The sequence below is a fragment of the Abyssibacter profundi genome (genome assembly GCF_003151135.1).
In the GTDB taxonomy this organism is placed as follows: domain Bacteria; phylum Pseudomonadota; class Gammaproteobacteria; order Nevskiales; family OUC007; genus Abyssibacter; species Abyssibacter profundi.
In genome coordinates this window covers 137,824-156,182 of the sequence record NZ_QEQK01000005.1, presented here as the reverse complement: position 1 = coordinate 156,182, position 18,359 = coordinate 137,824, and the positions used below count along the sequence as shown (strand labels likewise).

The window sequence follows — 18,359 nt, the reverse complement described above, 5'->3', positions numbered from 1 at the left end:
GGCCCTGTCGCAGCTGCTGCCCCGGACCGTCCATGATCCTGATGATCGACAACTACGACTCGTTCACCTACAACCTGGTCCAGTACCTGGGTGAACTGGGTGCAGACGTCGTGGTGCGTCGCAATGACGAGATCACGGTGGACGAGATCGAGGGCCTGGCGCCGACGCACATCATGATTTCGCCCGGCCCCTGTACCCCGAATGAAGCCGGCGTGTCGATGGATGTGATCCGACGTTATGCCGGCGTGTTACCCATCCTCGGGGTCTGCCTGGGGCATCAATGCATCGGCCAGGTCTACGGTGGTCGGGTGATCCGTGCCCGGCAGGTCATGCATGGCAAGACCTCGCCGGTGCACCACACCGGGGTGGGCGTCTTTAGCGACCTGCCGTCACCCTACGAAGCCACGCGCTATCACTCGCTGGTCGTGGACCGCGACGGCCTGCCCGACTGCCTGGAAGTCACCGCCTGGACGAGTCACGCCGATGGCAGCGTGGACGAGATCATGGGACTGCGACATCGCGAACTCCCGCTGGAAGGCGTGCAGTTCCATCCCGAATCCATTCTCACCGCGCATGGTCATGATCTGCTGCGCAATTTCCTGGCCATGCAGACAGCGCCGGTGGCGGCCTAGGACGCGAGCAGCCGCTCGATGTCCTTGATCGTCGCGCGACGAATCGGCGCATCGTCCACTGAAGAGATCGGCGGCTGGCGCCCCGCCCGCTCGGAGAAGACGGTTGCGGCCACCGGTGTGCCATCGAATTCGAACTCGCAGACCGGCCGTTCCTCGTAGACACCGCGGCGCACCTGCAAGCGCACCGCACCGGTATCGAATTCGATACCGTGATTCAGAAAGTGGATATCCAGTTCCTCCACCGCATCGGCGAACAGGTGTAGCTGGATATCGTGCTGGCGCGGCTCCAGTCCGATAGCGCCCGTCAACACGCCGCCCACCAGACGCGGCCGGAACTCGGCCAGCCACCGCATGACCCGAATCGCCTTGCGCCGCAGTTCGGCCAGTTGTTGCTCGAACGCGGCACCGCCAAAAACCTGCTGATACGCGAGCACCGCATCTCGAACATCGATATTGCGAGGCATGCCAGCCGCGGCTTCCGCCGGCAACGTCTCGGCGGCCTTTTCCTTGGCCAGCCGGTAGTCCTTTAAGCCGGTTTCACAAATGATGCGGGCGGCCTCGTTGGCCAGCGCCGCTCGCGCGCGGTCGACCGGAGGCATGTCAGAACAGGTCTTCGACGCTCTTGGAATCACCTTTGGGCCGCGACCAATCGGAGTAGTGATCCGGCGCCTTGGGCACCAGGTCGGCCGGGAAGGTCTCAAACACCGCATCCTCGGTGCCATAGGTCGCCAGCTCTCCGGTGGCCGGGTCAATGCGCACGGTGACCAGGCCCGGGGGGCGTTCCTGCGTAGACGGCGGCACACCATCCAGTGCGGTTTGCATGAAGTCGATCCACATCGGCAAGGCGGCCCGGCCACCCGCCTCGCCACGACCCAAGGGGCGCATTTGATCGAACCCGATCCAGGCCACCCCGACCAGATGGGCGTTGTACCCGGCAAACCAGGCATCGTTTTCGTCATTGGTGGTGCCGGTCTTGCCCGCCAGATCGCTGCGACCCAGCGACCGGGCGCGCCGCGCGGTGCCACGGGCTACCACATCCTGCATCATGCTGGTCATCAGCCAGGCGTTCTGCGCATCAATCACCTGGGGGGCGGGCCGAAGAATCGGCTCATCCACACCAGGCCCGCCCGGCAGCGGGTCCTCTGGCGATTGTTCACCGAACAGCATCCGCTCCTGCCCCGCATCGGCGGTGATCGGTACCGCCGGCTCCGCCTCGTCCAACGCCGGACACTGGCTGCAGCCGATACGCCGCGGTGGCATGGCGATTGGTTCACCCGTCGCCGACTCAATCGCATCCAGCCAGAAGGGATCAATGAGGTACCCGCCATTGGCAAACACCGCGTACGCCCGCGCCAGCTCCAGCGGCGACAGCACGGCACTGCCCAACGCCAGAGACAGGTCACGCGGCAGCCGGTCCTTGGGCAGGCCGAAGGCACTGATGTGATCACGCGCGGCATCAATACCCACTTGCCGCAACAGTCGGATGGACACCAGGTTGCGTGAATTGACCAAGGCCTCGCGCATGCGCGTCGGACCGTAGAACCGGCCCGTGTAGTTTTCCGGTCGCCAGGTGTCCTCGAGCGCAGGGTCGTCAAAGACCACGGGCGCGTCGTTAATGACCGTAGCCGGGGTCATGCCATTGGCCAAGGCCGCCGAGTACAACAGCGGCTTGAAGGCCGATCCAGGCTGACGCTGTGCCTGGACCGCACGATTGAACTTACCCAGGAAATAGTCGAAGCCACCGACCATGGCCTTGACCTCTCCCGTCACCGGGTCCAGCGCGACAAAGGCGCCCTGCACCTGGGGAATCTGGGCCAGACGCCAGATCTTGTGCCCCTGATCCGTGGTGACCGATTCCATACGAATCACGTCGCCCACCGACGGGCGATTGCCGGCCTTTAGGTCTGCCCACTCCAGTCCTTCGGCGGTGATCTGTTGATCGCCCAGCTCCAGCGTCCGGACATTGAGCGCCCCCTCTTCCCAGCCCAGCACGACCGCCTTGGGCAGCCCGCGGATGGTCGGCAGATCGCGCAGCTGCTCGCGCCAGGCCAGGTCGACGTCCGCATCGGCCCAGTCGGTGTCCTGATCGAAACCGGTTCGGGCCTCGGGGCCGCGATAGCCATGCCGCTGGTCATACGCCAGCAACGCCGTCTTGAGCGCCCGATCCGCCGCCCGCTGCAAACCTGAGTCCAGCGTGCTGCGCACGTGGAACCCACCGGTGTAGGCCTTGTCGCCGTAGCGCTCGACCATGTCGGCCCGCAGCATTTCCGCCACGTAGTCGGCGTCGATCTCGCCCAATCCCCGGGCCAGTTCGGCGGTGACCGGTGCGGACACGGCGGCATCGAACTGGCTGGCATTGATATAGCCCAGCTCACGCATGCGGCGCAGCACGTAGTTCCGGCGGATCAGCGCACGTTCCGGGTTGGCGATGGGGTTGTAGCTGGATGGTGCCTTGGGCAGGCCCGCGATCATGGCCGACTGGGCCAGGTTCAGTTCTGCGGCCGGCTTGCCGTAGTAAACCTCTGCGGCCGCGCCCACGCCGTAGGCCCGGTTCCCGAGGAAGATCTTGTTGAGGTAGCGCTCGAGAATCTCCTCCTTGCTCAACTGCTTCTCGATTTCCAGCGCCAGGTAAATCTCGCGCAGCTTGCGCTCGTAGGTTCGCTCGGATGTCAGGAAGAAGTTGCGGGCCAGCTGCATGGTAATCGTGCTGCCCCCCTGCGATTTCTCACCGGTCGTCGCCAGCACCCAAACCGCGCGCAGCAGCCCCTGCCAGTCCACGCCGGGGTGCTCGAAGAAGCGATCGTCCTCTGCGGCCAGCACCGCTTCGATCAGCGATTGTGGCAGCTGCTCATAGGACAGGGGCGCCCGCCGCTCGGCACCATATTCACGCATGAGGACACCATCGGCGGTGTAAATGCGCAGCGGCACCTGCAGTTCCAGATCCTCAAGACCGGACACGGTTGGCAAACCCGGCTTGTAGTAGGCACCCAAGGCGTAGAAACCGCCTATCGCCGCCAGAGCACCTATCAGCCCTAAGCCGGTGAGTATCGACAGACAAATCAGGATGATTCGACGCGAACGTCGTTTTGGCGAGCCGTCAGCTTGAGACATGGAGCGCAGGGTTTGGGCGTTGGATCAAGTATTTGTGCTCGTATCTTATTGTTGATTCCGAGTCACACTGGGCTATAGTTACGAAGCTGTCTCGCCTGTCGCAGACGGTCGGGTGGAACGCCTACAAAAGGGGGGTGTGCTCTAGCGCACAGTATACATGGGGATGCTAGACAAGCTCTTGGGCCGCGGCCCCGAACCCCTCTTGGGCATCGACATCAGTTCGAGCGCGATCAAGCTGCTGGAGCTGCGTCGCTCCGGCACGCGATACGAAGTCTCGGCCTTTGCCGTTGAGGGACTGCCGCCGGCCGCCGTGGTCGACAAGCAGATCAACGAACCCGAAGCCGTCGGCGAGGCCATTGCCAAGGCGGTGCAACGCGCGGGCACCAAGACCAAGCGCGCCGCAGTTGCGGTGGCTGGCTCATCGGTCATCACCAAGAACATCACCATGTCGGCGGCCTTGTCCGAATCCGACATGGAAGAACAGATCAAGGTCGAGGCCGACCAGTACATCCCCTACTCCATCGAGGATGTGAACCTGGACTTCCAGGTGCTCGGCCCCACGGAACACAGCGAAGACACGGTCGACGTGCTGTTGGCCGCCTGCCGGCGCGACACGGTCGAGTCGCGGATCACCGTGCTGGAGATGGGTGGGCTCACACCCGCCATTGTCGACATCGAGGCCTTCGTACTCGAAAACGCCTGCGAAGTCCTGACCCCGCAGATGCCGGATCAGGGCCGCGGCCGCACCATCGCCGTGGTCGACATCGGCTCCAGCGGCATGTCGACGCTGGTGCTGCAGGATGGCGAGGTGGTTCACACCCGGGATCAACAATTCGGTGGCCGTCAGCTCACCGAGGACATCATGCGTCACTACGGCATGTCCTGGGAGGAAGCCGGCAAGGCCAAGCGCTTCGGCAATTTGCCGGAGGACTATGCCGAGTCCGTTCTCGCCCCGTTTATTGAGGACATGGCCCAGCAGATCGATCGCGGCCTGCAGTTCTTCTTTGCCTCATCTGGCGAGGCGCAGCAAATCGACCAGATCATGTTGGCCGGTGGCTGCGCTGCCATTCCGAACGTGGACCAGACGATTAGTCAGCGCCTGGATATTCCCGTTGTCATCGCCCAGCCATTCGCGGACATGACCGTCTTGTCCAAGGCCAAGCCACAGTTGGTCGAACGCGATGCGACCAGCATGCTGCTGGCCTGTGGCCTGGCCCTGCGGGCGTTTGATACGCGATGAAGCAGATCAACCTACTCGACTGGCGCGAAGAACGGCGCGAACGGCTCAAGAAGCAGTTTGCCCAGGGCGCAATTGCAGGTGTGCTGGTGGCGGCCCTGGCGGTGTTCGGTGGCATGAAGTTCATGGACAGCGCCATTGACCATCAAACACAGCGCAACGACATGCTCAAGGCCGAGATCAAGGCCATTGATCGCAAGATCAAGGAGATCGAGGAGCTGGAGCGCGTCAAGGCCAATCTGCTGGCACGCATGCGCATCATCGAGGAGTTGCAGGCCAGCCGGTCGCAAACCGTCCACTTCTTCGACGAAATCGTGAACACCCTGCCTGACGGTGTCTTCCTGACGCTGATCCGACAGCAGGGGCAGTCCACGACCATTGAAGGGGTTGCTGAATCCAACGGCCGTGTGTCCACCTACATGAAGAATCTCGAAGCTTCGGAGTGGTTCGCCCAACCGCGACTGGTGGTCATCAAGACCCGCGCAGGTGAGGGCGGGGCGGGCCGCGCGAGCGACTTCACGCTGCAGGTCAAAAACACCCGGCGCAACGGCGATCAGGAGGAGGACTCTTGAACGCACGCGAGATATTTGACGAACTCCAGGGCCTGGATCCGAACAACCCGGGCGCATGGCCTGGCTACGCTCGCACCGGTGCGATCATCCTGATCATGGCCGCCATCATCGGCGCCGGCACCTGGTATCTGGTCAAACCCAAGTTCGCGGAATTGGAGAAGGTCGAGCAACAGGAAACCCAGCTGCGCGAAACCTTCGAGACCAAGCAGCGCAAGATCGCCAATCTGGATGCCTACAAGGCCCAGCTGGAGGAAATGCGCCGTTCATTCGGAGCGATGCTGCGACAGCTGCCCAACCGCACCGAGGTTGCCAACCTGCTGAATGATATTTCGCAGACCCGTGTGGCCAGCGGCCTGGAAGAAGAGCTGTTCCAGCCGCAGGGCGAGATCACCAAGGAGTTCTACGCCGAGATCCCCAACAAGATCACGGTGGTCGGCACTTATCACGAGATGGGCAGTTTCGTCTCCGGCGTCGCCGCCCTGCCCCGCATCGTGACCATCGATCAGGTGGAAATTCGCCCGGCTGCAGGGGGTAATCGCCGCAACCGGGGCAACGAAGCCCCCGGCGAATTGCGGATGCAGGCGTTGGCCAAAACCTTCCGCTATCTCGATGAAGACGACGAGGCGGGGCAATGATGCGAATTCTGCACCCCACGGCCCTGGTCGTTAGCGCCCTGCTCCTGGCCGCCTGTAGCCGTGACAATTCCGATCTGCGCGCCTACATCGATGAAGTGAAGTCCCGGACCTCGACCGTGGTGGAGCCGATCCCGCAGATCCGGCAGTACGAGCCCTTCGAATATATTCCCGGGGAGCGGCGCGATCCGTTCACGCCGCAGGTGCAGGAAGCCCCGAGTGGGCCGAGCCCCGAAAACAGCATCCGCCCGGATGCCAATCGCAATCGCGAAGCATTGGAAGAATTCCCGCTGGACAGCCTCCGCATGGTCGGAACGCTGACAACAGCCCGGGCAACCTACGCACTGATCCGTGCCCCAGACGGTATTGTTCACCGTGTTTCGGTGGGCAACTACATGGGTCAGAACTACGGCAAGATCACCGGCATCAGCGAGGCCGAAGTGAAGCTCGAAGAAATTATCCCTGACGGATTCGGCGGGTACATGAAACGTTCAGCGTCGATCGCGCTCAGCGAAAACTAGGGAGTGGGCAAGATGGCTCGATTTGCCAACAAACGATTTGCGTCCCGCCTGAGCGTCGGCGTTGCACTCATGCTCTCCGCGGTGACCGCGATGGCCCAGGGGCCGACGCGCGCCCTGCAGGACGTCAGCTTTACCGCCCTGCCCGGCGACGCGGTCCGCATCGTGCTGACCTTGTCGGAACCGGCCCCTGATCCGCGCACCTTCACCGTGGAAACGCCGGCCAGGTTGTCGCTGGATCTTGCCGACACCCGCAGTGCCATGGCGGAGCGCTACCAGAAGGTCAACATCGGCCAGGTCTCCAGCGTCGCCACAGCCGAGGCCCGCGGCCGCACCCGTGTCGTGGTCGAACTGGATCAGCTGGTGCCCTACACGGTCGACACCCGCGGCTCGCAAATCATTGTGGAACTGGCCGGCCGTCCGGAAGCGGCCCGCGCACGCAGCGCGTCGAGCAGCCGCGCGCCAGCTGCGCCCAAGCCGGAAATCACCAATATCGACTTCCGACGCGGCGAAACCGGCCAGGGCCGCGTCATCGTCTCGCTGACAGACCCCAAGACGCCCGTCGATGTTCGTGAGGAAGGCGGCCGCATCATCGCCGAGTTCAAGAACACGCGACTGCCGGATCGATTTGCGCGCCGCCTGGACGTGCTCGATTTCGCCACGCCGGTGAAGTACATCGATGCCCAGCAGGAAGGCATTCATGCACGCATCGTCGTCTCCCCAATCAGCAGCAGTGATTTCGAGCAGGTGGCTTACCAGTCCGGCAACGTCTTCACGTTGGAACTGCAGCCGCTGACCGTCGCCGAAATCGAACAGCGTGAGCGGGACAAACCGCAGTACACCGGCGAGCGCATTTCCCTGTCGTTCCAGAGCGTCGATATTCGCGCGCTGCTGCAGATCATCGCGGATGTCGCCGGCGTGAACATGGTGGTTAGCGACACGGTCTCTGGCGACATCGCACTGCGACTGCAGAACGTTCCCTACGACCAGGCGCTGGACATCATCCTGCGTACCAAGGGTCTGGGCATGCGTGAGGAAGGCAACGTCATCCTTGTCGCGCCCATCCAGGAATTGGCCGAGCGCGAACGGGTCGAGCTGGAAGCCCAGGCGCAGAAAGAGCAACTCGCGCCGCTGCGGTCGGAGATCGTGCAGATCAACTACGCCAAAGCGGGCGACATTGCCGCGCTGCTGACCTCGGAATCCACCTCGCTGCTCAGCGAGCGGGGCCGCGTGAGCGTCGACGAGCGCACCAACACCCTGCTGATCAACGAAACCCGCGAAAAGCTGGGCGAAATCCGCAACTTGATCGAGCGCCTGGATATTCCAGTTCGTCAGGTGCTGATCGAGTCGCGCATCGTCATCGCCAACTCGGATTTCACCAAGGAAATCGGCACACGCTTCGGCACATCGGTGGTCGCCACCAATGGCGACAATGGCCTGATCAGCTCTTCTGGCAGCCTGGAATCCACCGACGTCACCGTCAACGACTTCACCGACACCACGCCAGGCTTCCCGGTCCAGCTGGGCGCCCTGCAGGATCGCTTCAATGTCAGCCTGCCGGTGTCCGGCGCAGCGGGCAGCTTTGCGCTGGCCATTCTTGGATCCGACTACCTGGTGGATCTGGAATTGTCGGCCCTGCAGGCCGAGGGCCGGGGCGAGGTCATCTCCTCACCGCGCGTGATCACGGCCAACGCCAAGCAGGCCTCCATCGAGCAAGGTGTGGAGATTCCCTTCCAGGAATCCACCTCCAGCGGCGCGACTTCTATCTCGTTCAAGAAAGCCGTGCTGTCGCTAACCGTCACGCCACAGATCACACCGGATGAACGCGTGGTGATGGACCTGGCGGTGAATTCAGACAGCGTCGGCCAGCAGGTCGCGAACGTACTGGGTGGCACCATCCCGTCGATCGACACCCGCAAGGTCAATACCCAGGTGCTGGTCGAGAACGGTGAGACCGTGGTGCTGGGCGGCATTTACGAACAGACCACCAACCAGCTCGTGACCAAAGTCCCGCTGCTGGGTGATATTCCCGTGCTGGGCGCCCTGTTCCGTAACAAGCGCAACGTGTCGACCAAGCGCGAACTCCTGATCTTCATCACGCCGAAGATCGTCACCGAATCCCTGCAGGTCGACTAAGCCGGGGCCCGCATCAGCGGGCCCTTCGCTTCCTGGGGGTTTTGCACGCGATCCGGCGGCCAACGTGATATAAGGCCGGCATGACAGACAACACAATCCCGCGCCTGCGTGGCCTGCTGGCCATCGCCTTGCTGCCCATTCTGGCGGCCTGCTCCGACGACACACCCACCGGAGGCCTGCTGAACCAGCAGGACAGCGGTGGCGTGGATCCGGACGCCGACTACGTGCTGACGCTCGACGGGCCCACCTGCGTTTCAGCTGGCGCCACCAGCGAGCCGTTCACGGCATTGCTGACGACAGAACAAGGCGACCCCGTCTCCGACGTCTTTGTGCTCATCGAGCCATCGGTGGGTGACGAGCCCGCGGGCACGATTACCGCCACGGCGCCCGATGGCCGCCAGCGGGTGGGCGGCGCCAACACGGACGAAGACGGCGAGATGGTGTTTACCTATCGTGCCCCCACCGAGATTCGCACCGAAATCAGCGTCTCCCTGGAAGGCACGGCCGTCGTCGATGACGAAGTTCGCGGCGAGGATGCACTCTCGGTCCGGGTTCCGGCCCAACAAGCACCCACGGTGCGGGTCCAGGGCCCCATCAATACGGCCAGCGGCAACCGGATTCCCAGCGGCTCCCTGGAAGTCCAGGCCGGCGAGCTGGCTTCTGAGTTTCTGGTCACGGTGACATCGACCGGAAACTGCGACGGCACGACACAGCCGGTCCGTGGTGCCAATGTCGAGGTCCAGACTTCACTCACCGATTCGGTGATCCGCCAAACCGACCAGGAAACCCTGCTCGATGGCACCGCTGTCTTCGATTATCTGGCCCCCAGCACGGTCAATGCACGCACCGCAGACACGCTGACGGTCTTCGGCTCATCCGCCGGTGGCACCACCGAACGTGAGTACACCCTGTTCGTGCTCCCTGGCCCGCCGGACCCCTATGCCCGGATTACCTTGCGCGGCCCGACCTCGGTCCCGGCCGGCACGACGCAATCGGGCTACACCGCCACGGTTGAGCAGGTCCAGGAAGATGCCGACGGCAACGAGACGGTCTCCGCGCTACCCGATGTCAAGGTCGATCTCAGCAGCAGCGACGATGGCAGCTTCACCGTTCAGACCAATAGCGAGGGCCTGCGCGGGGTCACCGATGATTTCGGAGTCGTGCGCTTCGGTTTCGAACCAGCGGCCTCGGGGAATACGGCGCAGACGGTCGACCTGACCGCCACCGTCGCCACGGCCAACGATGCAACTGCGCTCGCGCTCTGTAATGAAACCGGCGCGCAGTGCACCGACAGCATCGAGGTCCAGGTCCAAGCCGACACCTTCAGCTTCACCGACCCCGAGTTCGGTGAAGGTGCCTTGGTGGGCCCGAACAATGCGGTCAACCTGGAGATCGACTGGCGAGATGGCAGCGGCGCCGGGGTCACCGGCTGCGTCGACCTCACCGCGCAGTTTGATGGCGCCTCGGGCACGTCCTTTGGACTGATCATCAACAACGACCCGGTGACGGCCAGCCAGACACGCCGCGCCCGAGTCGCCAACGGCGTGTTCGAGCGCCCCCACGCCGTGTACTCCGACCGCTCGGGCTTCGTCACCATCATTGCTGAAGACAATCGCGAATGCGCCAATGACCCGAATCCGCAGCTTGAGGCCAGCACGGGCGTCCAGTTCCAGGACGAGGTCTGCACGACAACAAGCGACGGTCGCAACTGCGTGGATTTGCAGGCACCGCTACGGGTGCTGACCTCGCCTGATGATGCCGGCAACCAGCGGACGGCGACGCTGACATTCGAGGTTCGGAACAATGCCTTCCAGCCGATTGATGGCGCCCAGGTGACGTTTACCATCACCTCAGCCGCCAATGCGGGCAACCCGAATGAACGGGTGTTCCCCGGTGGCGGCACCACCAATGCCAGCGGCGTTGCCACCTCGCGTTATTTCGTGCCGACATTCAACCCGCCACTGGGCGCCGACGAGATTCGTGAAGTCGACGTCCAGGCCTGTGTGCGCCGCATCGCGGCCGATGGCTCCGACAACGGACAGGTCTGCAGCACCCGGCGTATCGAGATCGTAGCCCCGCCCGAGGACTGATGACACAGGACAGCGCGCAGCTGACCCGGATCTTTCTGGTCGGACCACCGGGCGCCGGCAAGACCACGATCGGCCGGCGCCTGGCGCGTCTGCGAGCGTTGGAATTTGTCGACAGCGACCACGAGATCGAAGCCTGCTGCGGTGTCGATATCCCCTATATCTTCGAGATTGAAGGGGAAGCCGGATTTCGCCGCCGCGAAGCGAAGATGATCGACCGGCTGACGCAGCGCGACGACATTGTCCTCGCCACAGGCGGTGGCTCGGTGCTCATGGATGACAACCGGGCTTGTCTCGCAAGCCGCGGCTATGTGATTTATCTACATGCCACGCTGGAACAGCAGTTGCAGCGAACACGCAACAGCCAGGGGCGCCCGCTGCTCAACGCCGGCAATCGCAAACAGACCTTGACCACGCTGTTCCAGACCCGCGACCCGCTGTACCGGGAGATCGCGGACCTCATCGTGGAAACCCGAGGCCGGGCCGCCAAGGCCGTGGCCCAGGACATCCACCGTCACCTCAATACAAGCCAGACCGCGCTATGACCCGCACTCTGCAGGTGGAACTCGGAGACCGCAGCTACCCCATCGCCATCGGCCCTGACGTACTGGCGCACATCGACACCCGGGGTCAGCGCTGCCTGGTCGTCAGTAACGACACCATCGCACCGCTGCACCTGCAGACCCTGCTTGCCCAGCTGCCCGACGAGACGGCCACCTGCATTCTTCCAGATGGCGAGGCCCACAAGACGTTGGAGTCTGCTGCGGTGATCCTCGATGCACTCGCAGACGGCGGGTTCCACCGCGATGCCTTAATCATTGCCCTCGGTGGCGGGGTGATCGGCGATCTGGCGGGTTTTGCCGCCGCGGTCTATCACCGTGGGATCGACTTCATCCAGATTCCGACCACGCTGCTGTCCATGGTCGACTCCTCCGTCGGGGGCAAAACCGGCGTAAACCACCCCGCCGGCAAGAATCTGATAGGCGCCTTCCACCAACCGCGACAGGTGCTGGCCGACCTCAGCCTGCTCGCGACGCTACCCGACCGGGAATACGCGGCCGGATTGGCCGAGGTGGTGAAATATGCCGCATTGGGCGACCTCGATTTCCTGGCCTGGCTAGAAGTCCGGGTCGCCGCTCTACGTGCGCGCGATCACGCCGTGCTCAGCGAAACCGTCGAACGCTGCTGCGCCGCAAAAGCCCGCATCGTGGCGGCCGACGAACGCGAGCAAGGCCAGCGCGCGCTGCTTAACCTGGGCCACACCTTTGGGCACGCCATCGAGACGGCCAGCGGCTACGGCACCGTGCTGCACGGCGAGGCGGTGGCCATCGGCATGGTCATGGCCGCCGATTTGTCTCACCGGCTGGGCTGGACGAGCCAGCATGACGTGACGCGGCTGTCCAAGCTGCTTCAGGCTCTGGACCTGCCGACACGATCGCCGGACATCCCGGTCGACCAGTTCATCGCCCTGATGCAACGGGACAAGAAGGTGCTGAACAACCGCCTGAGGTTGGTGCTGCTCAAGCCGCTTGGACAGGCCCTGATCACCAGCGACGTGCCACCTGAGCCCCTGCGCGAAACCCTGCTGGCCGCGACCTGAGCATGCTGGCGCCCTACGCAGCGAGTTGTGAAACCAGCCGCGGCCGGCGCGTCAGCGAGACCCGCTCTCCGAATCGAACGGAATACCAGCGCGACCGGGATCGAATTGTCCACTGCGCCGCCTTCCGCCGCCTGGAGTACAAGACCCAGGTCTTCGTCAATCACGAAGGCGACCTCTTCCGAACCCGGCTGACCCATTCCGTCGAAGTCGCCCAGATCGCGCGGACGCTGGCGCGCTCACTGCGGCTGAACGAGGACTTGGTGGAAGCCATATCGCTGGCCCATGATTTGGGTCACACCGCCTTCGGCCATGCGGGCCAGGATGCGCTGAACGAATGCATGAAGCCCTACGGCGGTTTCGAGCACAACATTCAGTCGCTGCGCGTGGTCGATGTCCTGGAGAACAAGTACGCCGCCTTTCAGGGGCTGAACCTGACCTTCGAAACCCGCGAGGGCATCCTCAAACACTGCACACGGGCCAAAGCGAAACGGCTCGGGGATGTGGGCCAGCGTTTTCTCGACGGCTCGTTTCCATCGCTGGAAGCCCAGCTCGCCAATCTCTCGGATGAAATTGCCTATAACAACCATGACATCGACGACGGCTTGCGCGCGGGATTGCTGACCCTGGACCAACTGGTCGACGTGCCGTTGTTTGCGCGTTTCTACCACGAGGTTATGAACAGCTATCAATCGCTCACGCCCAAGCAGATCCGCCATGAAGTGATCCGGCGCATGATCAACTACCTGGTGCTGGACGTGATCGAGACCAGCCAAGCTGCACTGGACGCGCTGGGGCCCAAGAGTGTCGATGCCGTCCGCCAGGCCGGCCAGCCGCTCATCAGCTTCAGCCCGGAGGCCCGGCGCCTGAACACCGAACTCAAGCGGTTCCTCTATCAAAACCTCTACAGCCACCATCAGGTCTATCGCATCACCAGCAAGGCGCGCCGGGTGATCAAGGCCTTGTTCGACGCGTTTCTGGCTGACCCCAAGCTACTACCACCGAAGTTTTCGGACCGCGTCCCCGGCGAGCAGGCAGATCTCGAACGCAGAACCCGCGCTCGCCTGATTGCCGACTACATCGCCGGCATGACCGATCGATACGCCCTGGACGAGTACGACCGCCTGTTCGACCCCCGACGGCTGCGCTAGGCCGAATTTTGCGGCAGTGCGTCACAAATGGCGCAGGAAACCCTTGCGCAACGGGGCTTCGTTTGACGGTCATGGGCCCGTTTCTATAATGGCTGGTCCGCATGCCGCACTGCGGCAAATACTCGACGAGCGCCCTCACCGGCTGCAGCGCCAACCGCCTGCGGCCGCTTGGAGTGCCTCCCTCACGGACAGGCGTTGCGTATGGCAATGACACAGCAAGGGCTCTACCGCCCGGAATTTGAGCGTGACAACTGCGGTTTTGGCCTCATCGCCCAGATTGACGACCAACCCAGCCACTGGCTCGTTCAAACGGCGATTAGCGCACTTGCTCGTCTAACCCATCGCGGCGCCGTGGCTGCCGACGGCAAGTCCGGTGACGGCTGCGGCCTGCTGATGAAAAAGCCCGACGGCTTTCTGCGCGCAGTCGCCGAAGAACAGGGCATCGCCCTGGGCCAGGGCGATTACGCCGTCGGCAATATCTTCCTTTCGCAGGATGAGGCGGTTGCCGAGCAGTCCCGCCGCCAGCTGGCTGAGGCGCTGGAGGCCCGAGGCCTGACGCTGGCCGGCTGGCGCGAGGTGCCGGTGGACGAGTCGGCCCTCGGCGACCAGGCCCGGCTGACCAAGCCGCGCATCGAGCAGGTGTTCGTCACGGCACCGGACGACTGGCACATCTTCCAGTTCGAACTCGCCCTGTTCCGCGCCCGCCGCGCGGCCGAGAAGGCGATTGCAGACATCGACCCGGATTTCTACGTCACCACGCTGTCCTGCCGGATTCTGCTGTACAAGGGCCTGGTCATGCCGGCCTACCTGCCGGTGTTCTACAAGGACCTGAACGACGAGCGCCTGGCCTCGTCCGTCTGCGTATTCCACCAGCGCTTTTCGACCAATACGCTGCCGCGCTGGCCGCTGGCACAGCCGTTCCGCTTCCTGGCGCACAACGGCGAGATCAACACCATCCGCGGCAACCGCAACTGGTCGGTGGCGCGGGCGCGCAAGTTCGAAAGCGGCGACCTCGAGAACATCGAAGAGCTGATGCCGCTGGTCACAATGGACGGCTCGGACTCGCAGTCGCTGGATAACATGCTGGAAGTGCTGCTGGCCGGTGGCATGGACATCTTTGCCGCCGCGCGCGTGATGGTCCCGCCCGCCTGGCAGAACGTCGAGTTGATGAACCCCGACCTGCGCGCGTTCTACGAATACAACTCCATGCATATGGAGCCCTGGGATGGCCCGGCCGGCCTGGTGATGACCGATGGCCGCTACGCGGCCTGCGGCACCGACCGGAACGGCCTGCGTCCCGCGCGCTACGTGATCACCAAGGACCGCGTCATCACGTTGGCGTCCGAGATCGGCGTCTATGACTACGCACCTGAGGATGTCGTCGAAAAGGGCCGACTGCGCCCAGGCCAGATGCTGGCCGTCGATACCCAAACCGGCCGCGTGCTCTACCCCGACGACATCGACCGCGAGCTGGCTGGCCGCCACCCCTACAAGCAGTGGCTGAAGCACGGCGTTCGCCGGATCGAGTCCAAGCTCACGGAGACCGACCCCTGGTCGTTCTTCGACCGTACCGAACTAGCGACCTACCAGAAGCTGTTCCAGGTCACCTTTGAAGAGCGCGACCAGGTCTTGCGCCCGCTGGCCGAGGCCGGCCAAGAGGCCGTGGGCTCCATGGGCGATGACACCCCCTTCCCGGTGTTGTCACAGCAGCATCGCTCGCTATACGACTACTTCCGCCAGCAGTTTGCGCAGGTCACCAATCCGCCGATCGATCCGCTACGTGAGCAGATCGTCATGTCGTTGGAGTCTTGCCTGGGCGCCGAACGCAGCGTGTTCGAGGAAACACCAGACCGCGCCAAACGCCTGCTGGTGGACTCCCCCGTACTGTCCACCGGCAAGTACGAACAGTTGTTGGCGCTGGAAGATCCGGCCTATGCCAACGTACGTATTCGACTGGCCTGGACCGAAGACGAGGGCCTGGCTGCCGCCATCAACCGCATCACGCACGAGGCCGTCGAGGCCGTCCGCGGCGGCAAGGTGGTGGTCGTTCTCACCGATCGTGGCCTGACGCCCGGTGAGCTGCCGGTCCATGCCCTGATGGCCACCGGCGCCGTCCATCACGCACTGGTCCGTGAAAGCCTGCGCACCGACGCCAACATCATTGTCGACACAGCCACGGCCCGGGACTCGCATCATTTCGCCTGCCTGATCGGCTTCGGGGCGTCTTGTGTGCATCCCTATCTGGCCTATGAGTGCCTGTTCGACATGCTGCGCACCGGCGAGATTCGCGACCGTGAACGCGCCGACCTGGGCCGGGCCTTCCGCAAGGGCATTAACAAGGGCCTTTACAAGATCATGTCCAAGATGGGCATCTCGACGATTGCCAGCTACCGCGGCGCGCAGTTGTTCGAGATTGTCGGCCTATCGGACGAGATCGTGCAGCGCTGCTTCCCCGGCACCGTCAGCCGTGTGCAGGGCACCGCGTTCTCCGATATCGAGCAGGAGACGGTCGAGCTGGATCGACTGGCCCGTAACCCGCGCAAGCCATTGGTCCAGGGTGGTTTGCTCAAGTACATCCACGGCGGCGAATACCACGCCTACAACCCGGATGTCGTGTTCACGCTGCAAAAGGCGGTCAAGTCCGGCGACTTTGCCGACTATCAGGAATACGTGGACCAGGTCAGTGCACGACCACCCGCCGTGCTGCGCGATCTGTTCAAGATCAAGCCGCTGGGCGAGCCGATTCCGCTGGAGGATGTCGAGCCGGTCTCGGCCATTGTCCGACGCTTCGACTCCGCTGGCATGAGCCTGGGCGCGCTGTCGCCCGAGGCCCACGAAGCCCTGGCCATCGCGATGAACCGGCTGGGCGGTCGCTCCAACTCTGGCGAAGGCGGCGAAGACCCCTCTCGCTACGGCACCGAGCGCATGTCCAAGATCAAGCAGGTTGCCTCGGGCCGCTTTGGCGTCACCCCGCACTACCTGGTCAATGCCGAGGTGCTGCAGATCAAGGTGGCGCAGGGAGCCAAGCCCGGTGAGGGTGGCCAGTTGCCGGGCCACAAGGTCAACCAGATGATTGCCAAGCTGCGCTACTCCAAGCCTGGCGTCGCGCTGATCTCCCCGCCGCCCCATCACGACATCTATTCGATCGAGGATCTGGCGCAGCTCATCTTTGACCTCAAGCAGGTCAACCCTGACGCGCTGGTGTCGGTCAAGCTGGTTTCCGGCCCGGGTGTCGGCACGATTGCGGCCGGTGTGGCCAAGGCCTATGCCGACCTGATCACCATCTCCGGCTACGACGGTGGCACCGGCGCCAGCCCGCTCACCTCGGTGCGCTACGCCGGCACACCATGGGAACTGGGCCTGGCAGAAACCCACCAGACGCTGCGCATGAACGACCTGCGTGGCCGAGTGCGTCTGCAAACCGATGGCGGGCTTAAAATCGGTTCCGACGTCATCAAGGCCGCGATGCTGGGCGCTGAATCCTTCGGCTTTGGCACCGGCCCCATGGTCGCACTGGGCTGTAAGTACCTGCGTATCTGCCATCTGAACAACTGCGCCACCGGCGTGGCCACGCAGAACAAGGTGCTGCGACTCAAGCACTTCATCGGCCTGCCGGAGATGGTGGAGAATTTCTTCCGCTTCATCGCCGAAGATGTCCGCCAACAGCTGGCGGCCCTGGGGGCTCGCTCGGTCGAGGAACTGATCGGTCGCAGCGATCTGCTCGACATCGACCCGGGCCGCACCCCCAAGCAGAACAAGCTGGACCTGTCCCCCATTCTGTCGGTGGACAGCCTGGCCGATCCGCGCACGCATATTTGTGTCGAACCCCGTAACGAGCCCTACGACAAGGGTGAGCTGGCCGAAGAAATGGTGCAGACCTGCCTGCCGGCCATCGAATCCAAGTCGGGCGGGCGTTTTCCGTTCCGGATTGCCAATTACCACCGCTCCATCGGTGCGCGGCTGTCGGGCGAGATTGCCCGCCGCTACGGCAACGAGGGCATGGTTGACGCACCCATCACCATCGAGCTGAACGGCACGGCCGGTCAGAGCTTCGGCGTCTGGAATGCCGGCGGCCTGCATCTGGATTTGATTGGCGACGCCAACGATTACGTGGGCAAGGGCATGGCCGGTGGCCGGATCACCATCCGTCCCCCTGAAAAGAGCGCCTTCAAGACCCAGGACACGACGATCATCGGCAACACCTGCCTCTACGGCGCCACCGGCGGCACGCTCTACGCGGCCGGCCGCGCTGGTGAACGCTTTGCCGTGCGCAACTCCGGCGCCCTGGCCGTGGTGGAAGGCTGTGGCGACCACGGCTGCGAGTACATGACCGGCGGCGTGGTCTGCGTGCTGGGGTCGACGGGCGTGAACTTTGGCGCCGGGATGACCGGAGGATTCGCCTATGTGCTGGATCGCGATCGCCACTTCGTCGACCGCTACAATCACGAGCTCATCGATATACACCGGCTGGTTGCCGAACACATGGAAGGGCATCGGCATTACGTGCGCGACCTGATTGCCGACTACGTCAAGGTGACGGGCAGCCAGTGGGGTGCCGAAATTCTCGACGACTGGCGAGACTGGGTTGGCCGTTTCTGGCTGATCAAGCCCAAGGCCATCGATATCGGCGATCTGCTCGACGCCATCCGCCAGGCCGCCTGATTTCAGGCGCCCCCATGCCCGCCT

At 63.6% G+C, this 18,359-nt stretch carries 13 protein-coding genes; 11 read left to right on the top strand and 2 right to left on the bottom strand.

The genetic code is table 11. The features are described 5' to 3' along the window. Positions 1–32: 32 nt before the first annotated feature. Positions 33–632 carry an anthranilate synthase component II gene (locus DEH80_RS06465; RefSeq protein WP_109719667.1) on the top strand — a complete coding sequence of 200 codons (600 nt, stop codon included), beginning with the start codon at positions 33–35 and terminating at the stop codon, positions 630–632. Here DEH80_RS06465 and DEH80_RS06460 read toward each other — a convergent pair. Continuing rightward, positions 629–1,231 (bottom strand): hypothetical protein, encoded by a 603-nt coding sequence (locus DEH80_RS06460; RefSeq protein WP_109719666.1) that lies wholly within the window; start codon positions 1,229–1,231, stop codon positions 629–631. The two genes, DEH80_RS06465 and DEH80_RS06460, sit on opposite strands and share 4 nt — an antisense overlap. Before the next feature lies 1 nt (position 1,232). Beyond that, complete coding sequence (locus DEH80_RS06455; protein WP_109719665.1) at positions 1,233–3,743, bottom strand: penicillin-binding protein 1A; 2,511 nt, start codon at positions 3,741–3,743, stop codon at positions 1,233–1,235. Positions 3,744–3,906: 163 nt separating this feature from the next. On the opposite strand from DEH80_RS06455, the gene DEH80_RS06450 reads away from it, so the two are divergent. The 10 genes from DEH80_RS06450 to gltB all read left to right on the top strand — a co-directional run bounded on the left by DEH80_RS06450 (position 3,907) and on the right by gltB (position 18,335). Beyond that, on the top strand, positions 3,907–4,983 hold the full coding sequence (locus DEH80_RS06450; protein WP_109719664.1) for a pilus assembly protein PilM: 1,077 nt from the start codon (positions 3,907–3,909) through the stop codon (positions 4,981–4,983). Continuing rightward, positions 4,980–5,552, top strand: a complete 573-nt coding sequence (locus tag DEH80_RS06445) for a PilN domain-containing protein (protein ID WP_109719663.1) — start codon at positions 4,980–4,982, stop codon at positions 5,550–5,552. Before DEH80_RS06450 ends, DEH80_RS06445 begins: the two co-directional genes overlap by 4 nt. Then, on the top strand, positions 5,549–6,187 hold the full coding sequence (locus tag DEH80_RS06440) for a type IV pilus inner membrane component PilO (RefSeq protein WP_207774508.1): 639 nt from the start codon (positions 5,549–5,551) through the stop codon (positions 6,185–6,187). The genes DEH80_RS06445 and DEH80_RS06440 overlap by 4 nt, the downstream gene beginning before the upstream one ends. Then, entirely contained in the window at positions 6,184–6,705 is a 522-nt protein-coding gene (locus DEH80_RS06435) for a pilus assembly protein PilP (RefSeq protein WP_207774507.1), read from the top strand. Before DEH80_RS06440 ends, DEH80_RS06435 begins: the two co-directional genes overlap by 4 nt. 12 nt (positions 6,706–6,717) lie before the next feature. Next, a complete protein-coding gene (locus DEH80_RS06430; protein ID WP_165831331.1) occupies positions 6,718–8,838 on the top strand; it encodes a type IV pilus secretin PilQ in 2,121 nt (706 codons plus the stop codon). An 80-nt stretch (positions 8,839–8,918) separates the two neighbouring features. After that, positions 8,919–10,928, top strand: a complete 2,010-nt coding sequence (locus tag DEH80_RS06425) for an Ig-like domain-containing protein (RefSeq protein ID WP_109719662.1) — start codon at positions 8,919–8,921, stop codon at positions 10,926–10,928. Next, entirely contained in the window at positions 10,928–11,470 is a 543-nt protein-coding gene (aroK, locus tag DEH80_RS17690; RefSeq protein WP_109719661.1) for a shikimate kinase AroK, read from the top strand. The genes DEH80_RS06425 and aroK overlap by 1 nt, the downstream gene beginning before the upstream one ends. Next, positions 11,467–12,525: a 3-dehydroquinate synthase gene (gene aroB, locus DEH80_RS06415; protein ID WP_109719660.1), complete on the top strand. Its 1,059-nt coding sequence runs from the start codon at positions 11,467–11,469 to the stop codon at positions 12,523–12,525. Before aroK ends, aroB begins: the two co-directional genes overlap by 4 nt. Positions 12,526–12,527: 2 nt before the next feature. Next, positions 12,528–13,673 carry a deoxyguanosinetriphosphate triphosphohydrolase gene (locus DEH80_RS06410; protein WP_109719659.1) on the top strand — a complete coding sequence of 382 codons (1,146 nt, stop codon included), beginning with the start codon at positions 12,528–12,530 and terminating at the stop codon, positions 13,671–13,673. Positions 13,674–13,874: 201 nt separating this feature from the next. Continuing rightward, the gene (gene gltB, locus DEH80_RS06405; protein ID WP_109719658.1) at positions 13,875–18,335 is read left to right on the top strand and encodes a glutamate synthase large subunit; all 4,461 of its coding nucleotides are present in this window, start codon (positions 13,875–13,877) and stop codon (positions 18,333–18,335) included. The last annotated feature ends 24 nt before the right edge of the window (positions 18,336–18,359 follow it).

Bases quoted from the DNA above. Each gene is read 5' to 3' on its own strand.
- DEH80_RS06465 (WP_109719667.1), top strand. From the start codon at position 33: ATGATCCTGATGATCGACAACTACGACTCGTTCACCTACAACCTGGTC.
- DEH80_RS06460 (WP_109719666.1), bottom strand. From the start codon at position 1,231: ATGCCTCCGGTCGACCGCGCGCGAGCGGCGCTGGCCAACGAGGCCGCC.
- DEH80_RS06455 (WP_109719665.1), bottom strand. From the start codon at position 3,743: ATGTCTCAAGCTGACGGCTCGCCAAAACGACGTTCGCGTCGAATCATC.
- DEH80_RS06450 (WP_109719664.1), top strand. From the start codon at position 3,907: ATGCTAGACAAGCTCTTGGGCCGCGGCCCCGAACCCCTCTTGGGCATC.
- DEH80_RS06445 (WP_109719663.1), top strand. From the start codon at position 4,980: ATGAAGCAGATCAACCTACTCGACTGGCGCGAAGAACGGCGCGAACGG.
- DEH80_RS06435 (WP_207774507.1), top strand. From the start codon at position 6,184: ATGATGCGAATTCTGCACCCCACGGCCCTGGTCGTTAGCGCCCTGCTC.
- DEH80_RS06430 (WP_165831331.1), top strand. From the start codon at position 6,718: ATGGCTCGATTTGCCAACAAACGATTTGCGTCCCGCCTGAGCGTCGGC.
- DEH80_RS06425 (WP_109719662.1), top strand. From the start codon at position 8,919: ATGACAGACAACACAATCCCGCGCCTGCGTGGCCTGCTGGCCATCGCC.
- aroK (WP_109719661.1), top strand. From the start codon at position 10,928: ATGACACAGGACAGCGCGCAGCTGACCCGGATCTTTCTGGTCGGACCA.
- aroB (WP_109719660.1), top strand. From the start codon at position 11,467: ATGACCCGCACTCTGCAGGTGGAACTCGGAGACCGCAGCTACCCCATC.
- DEH80_RS06410 (WP_109719659.1), top strand. From the start codon at position 12,528: ATGCTGGCGCCCTACGCAGCGAGTTGTGAAACCAGCCGCGGCCGGCGC.
- gltB (WP_109719658.1), top strand. From the start codon at position 13,875: ATGGCAATGACACAGCAAGGGCTCTACCGCCCGGAATTTGAGCGTGAC.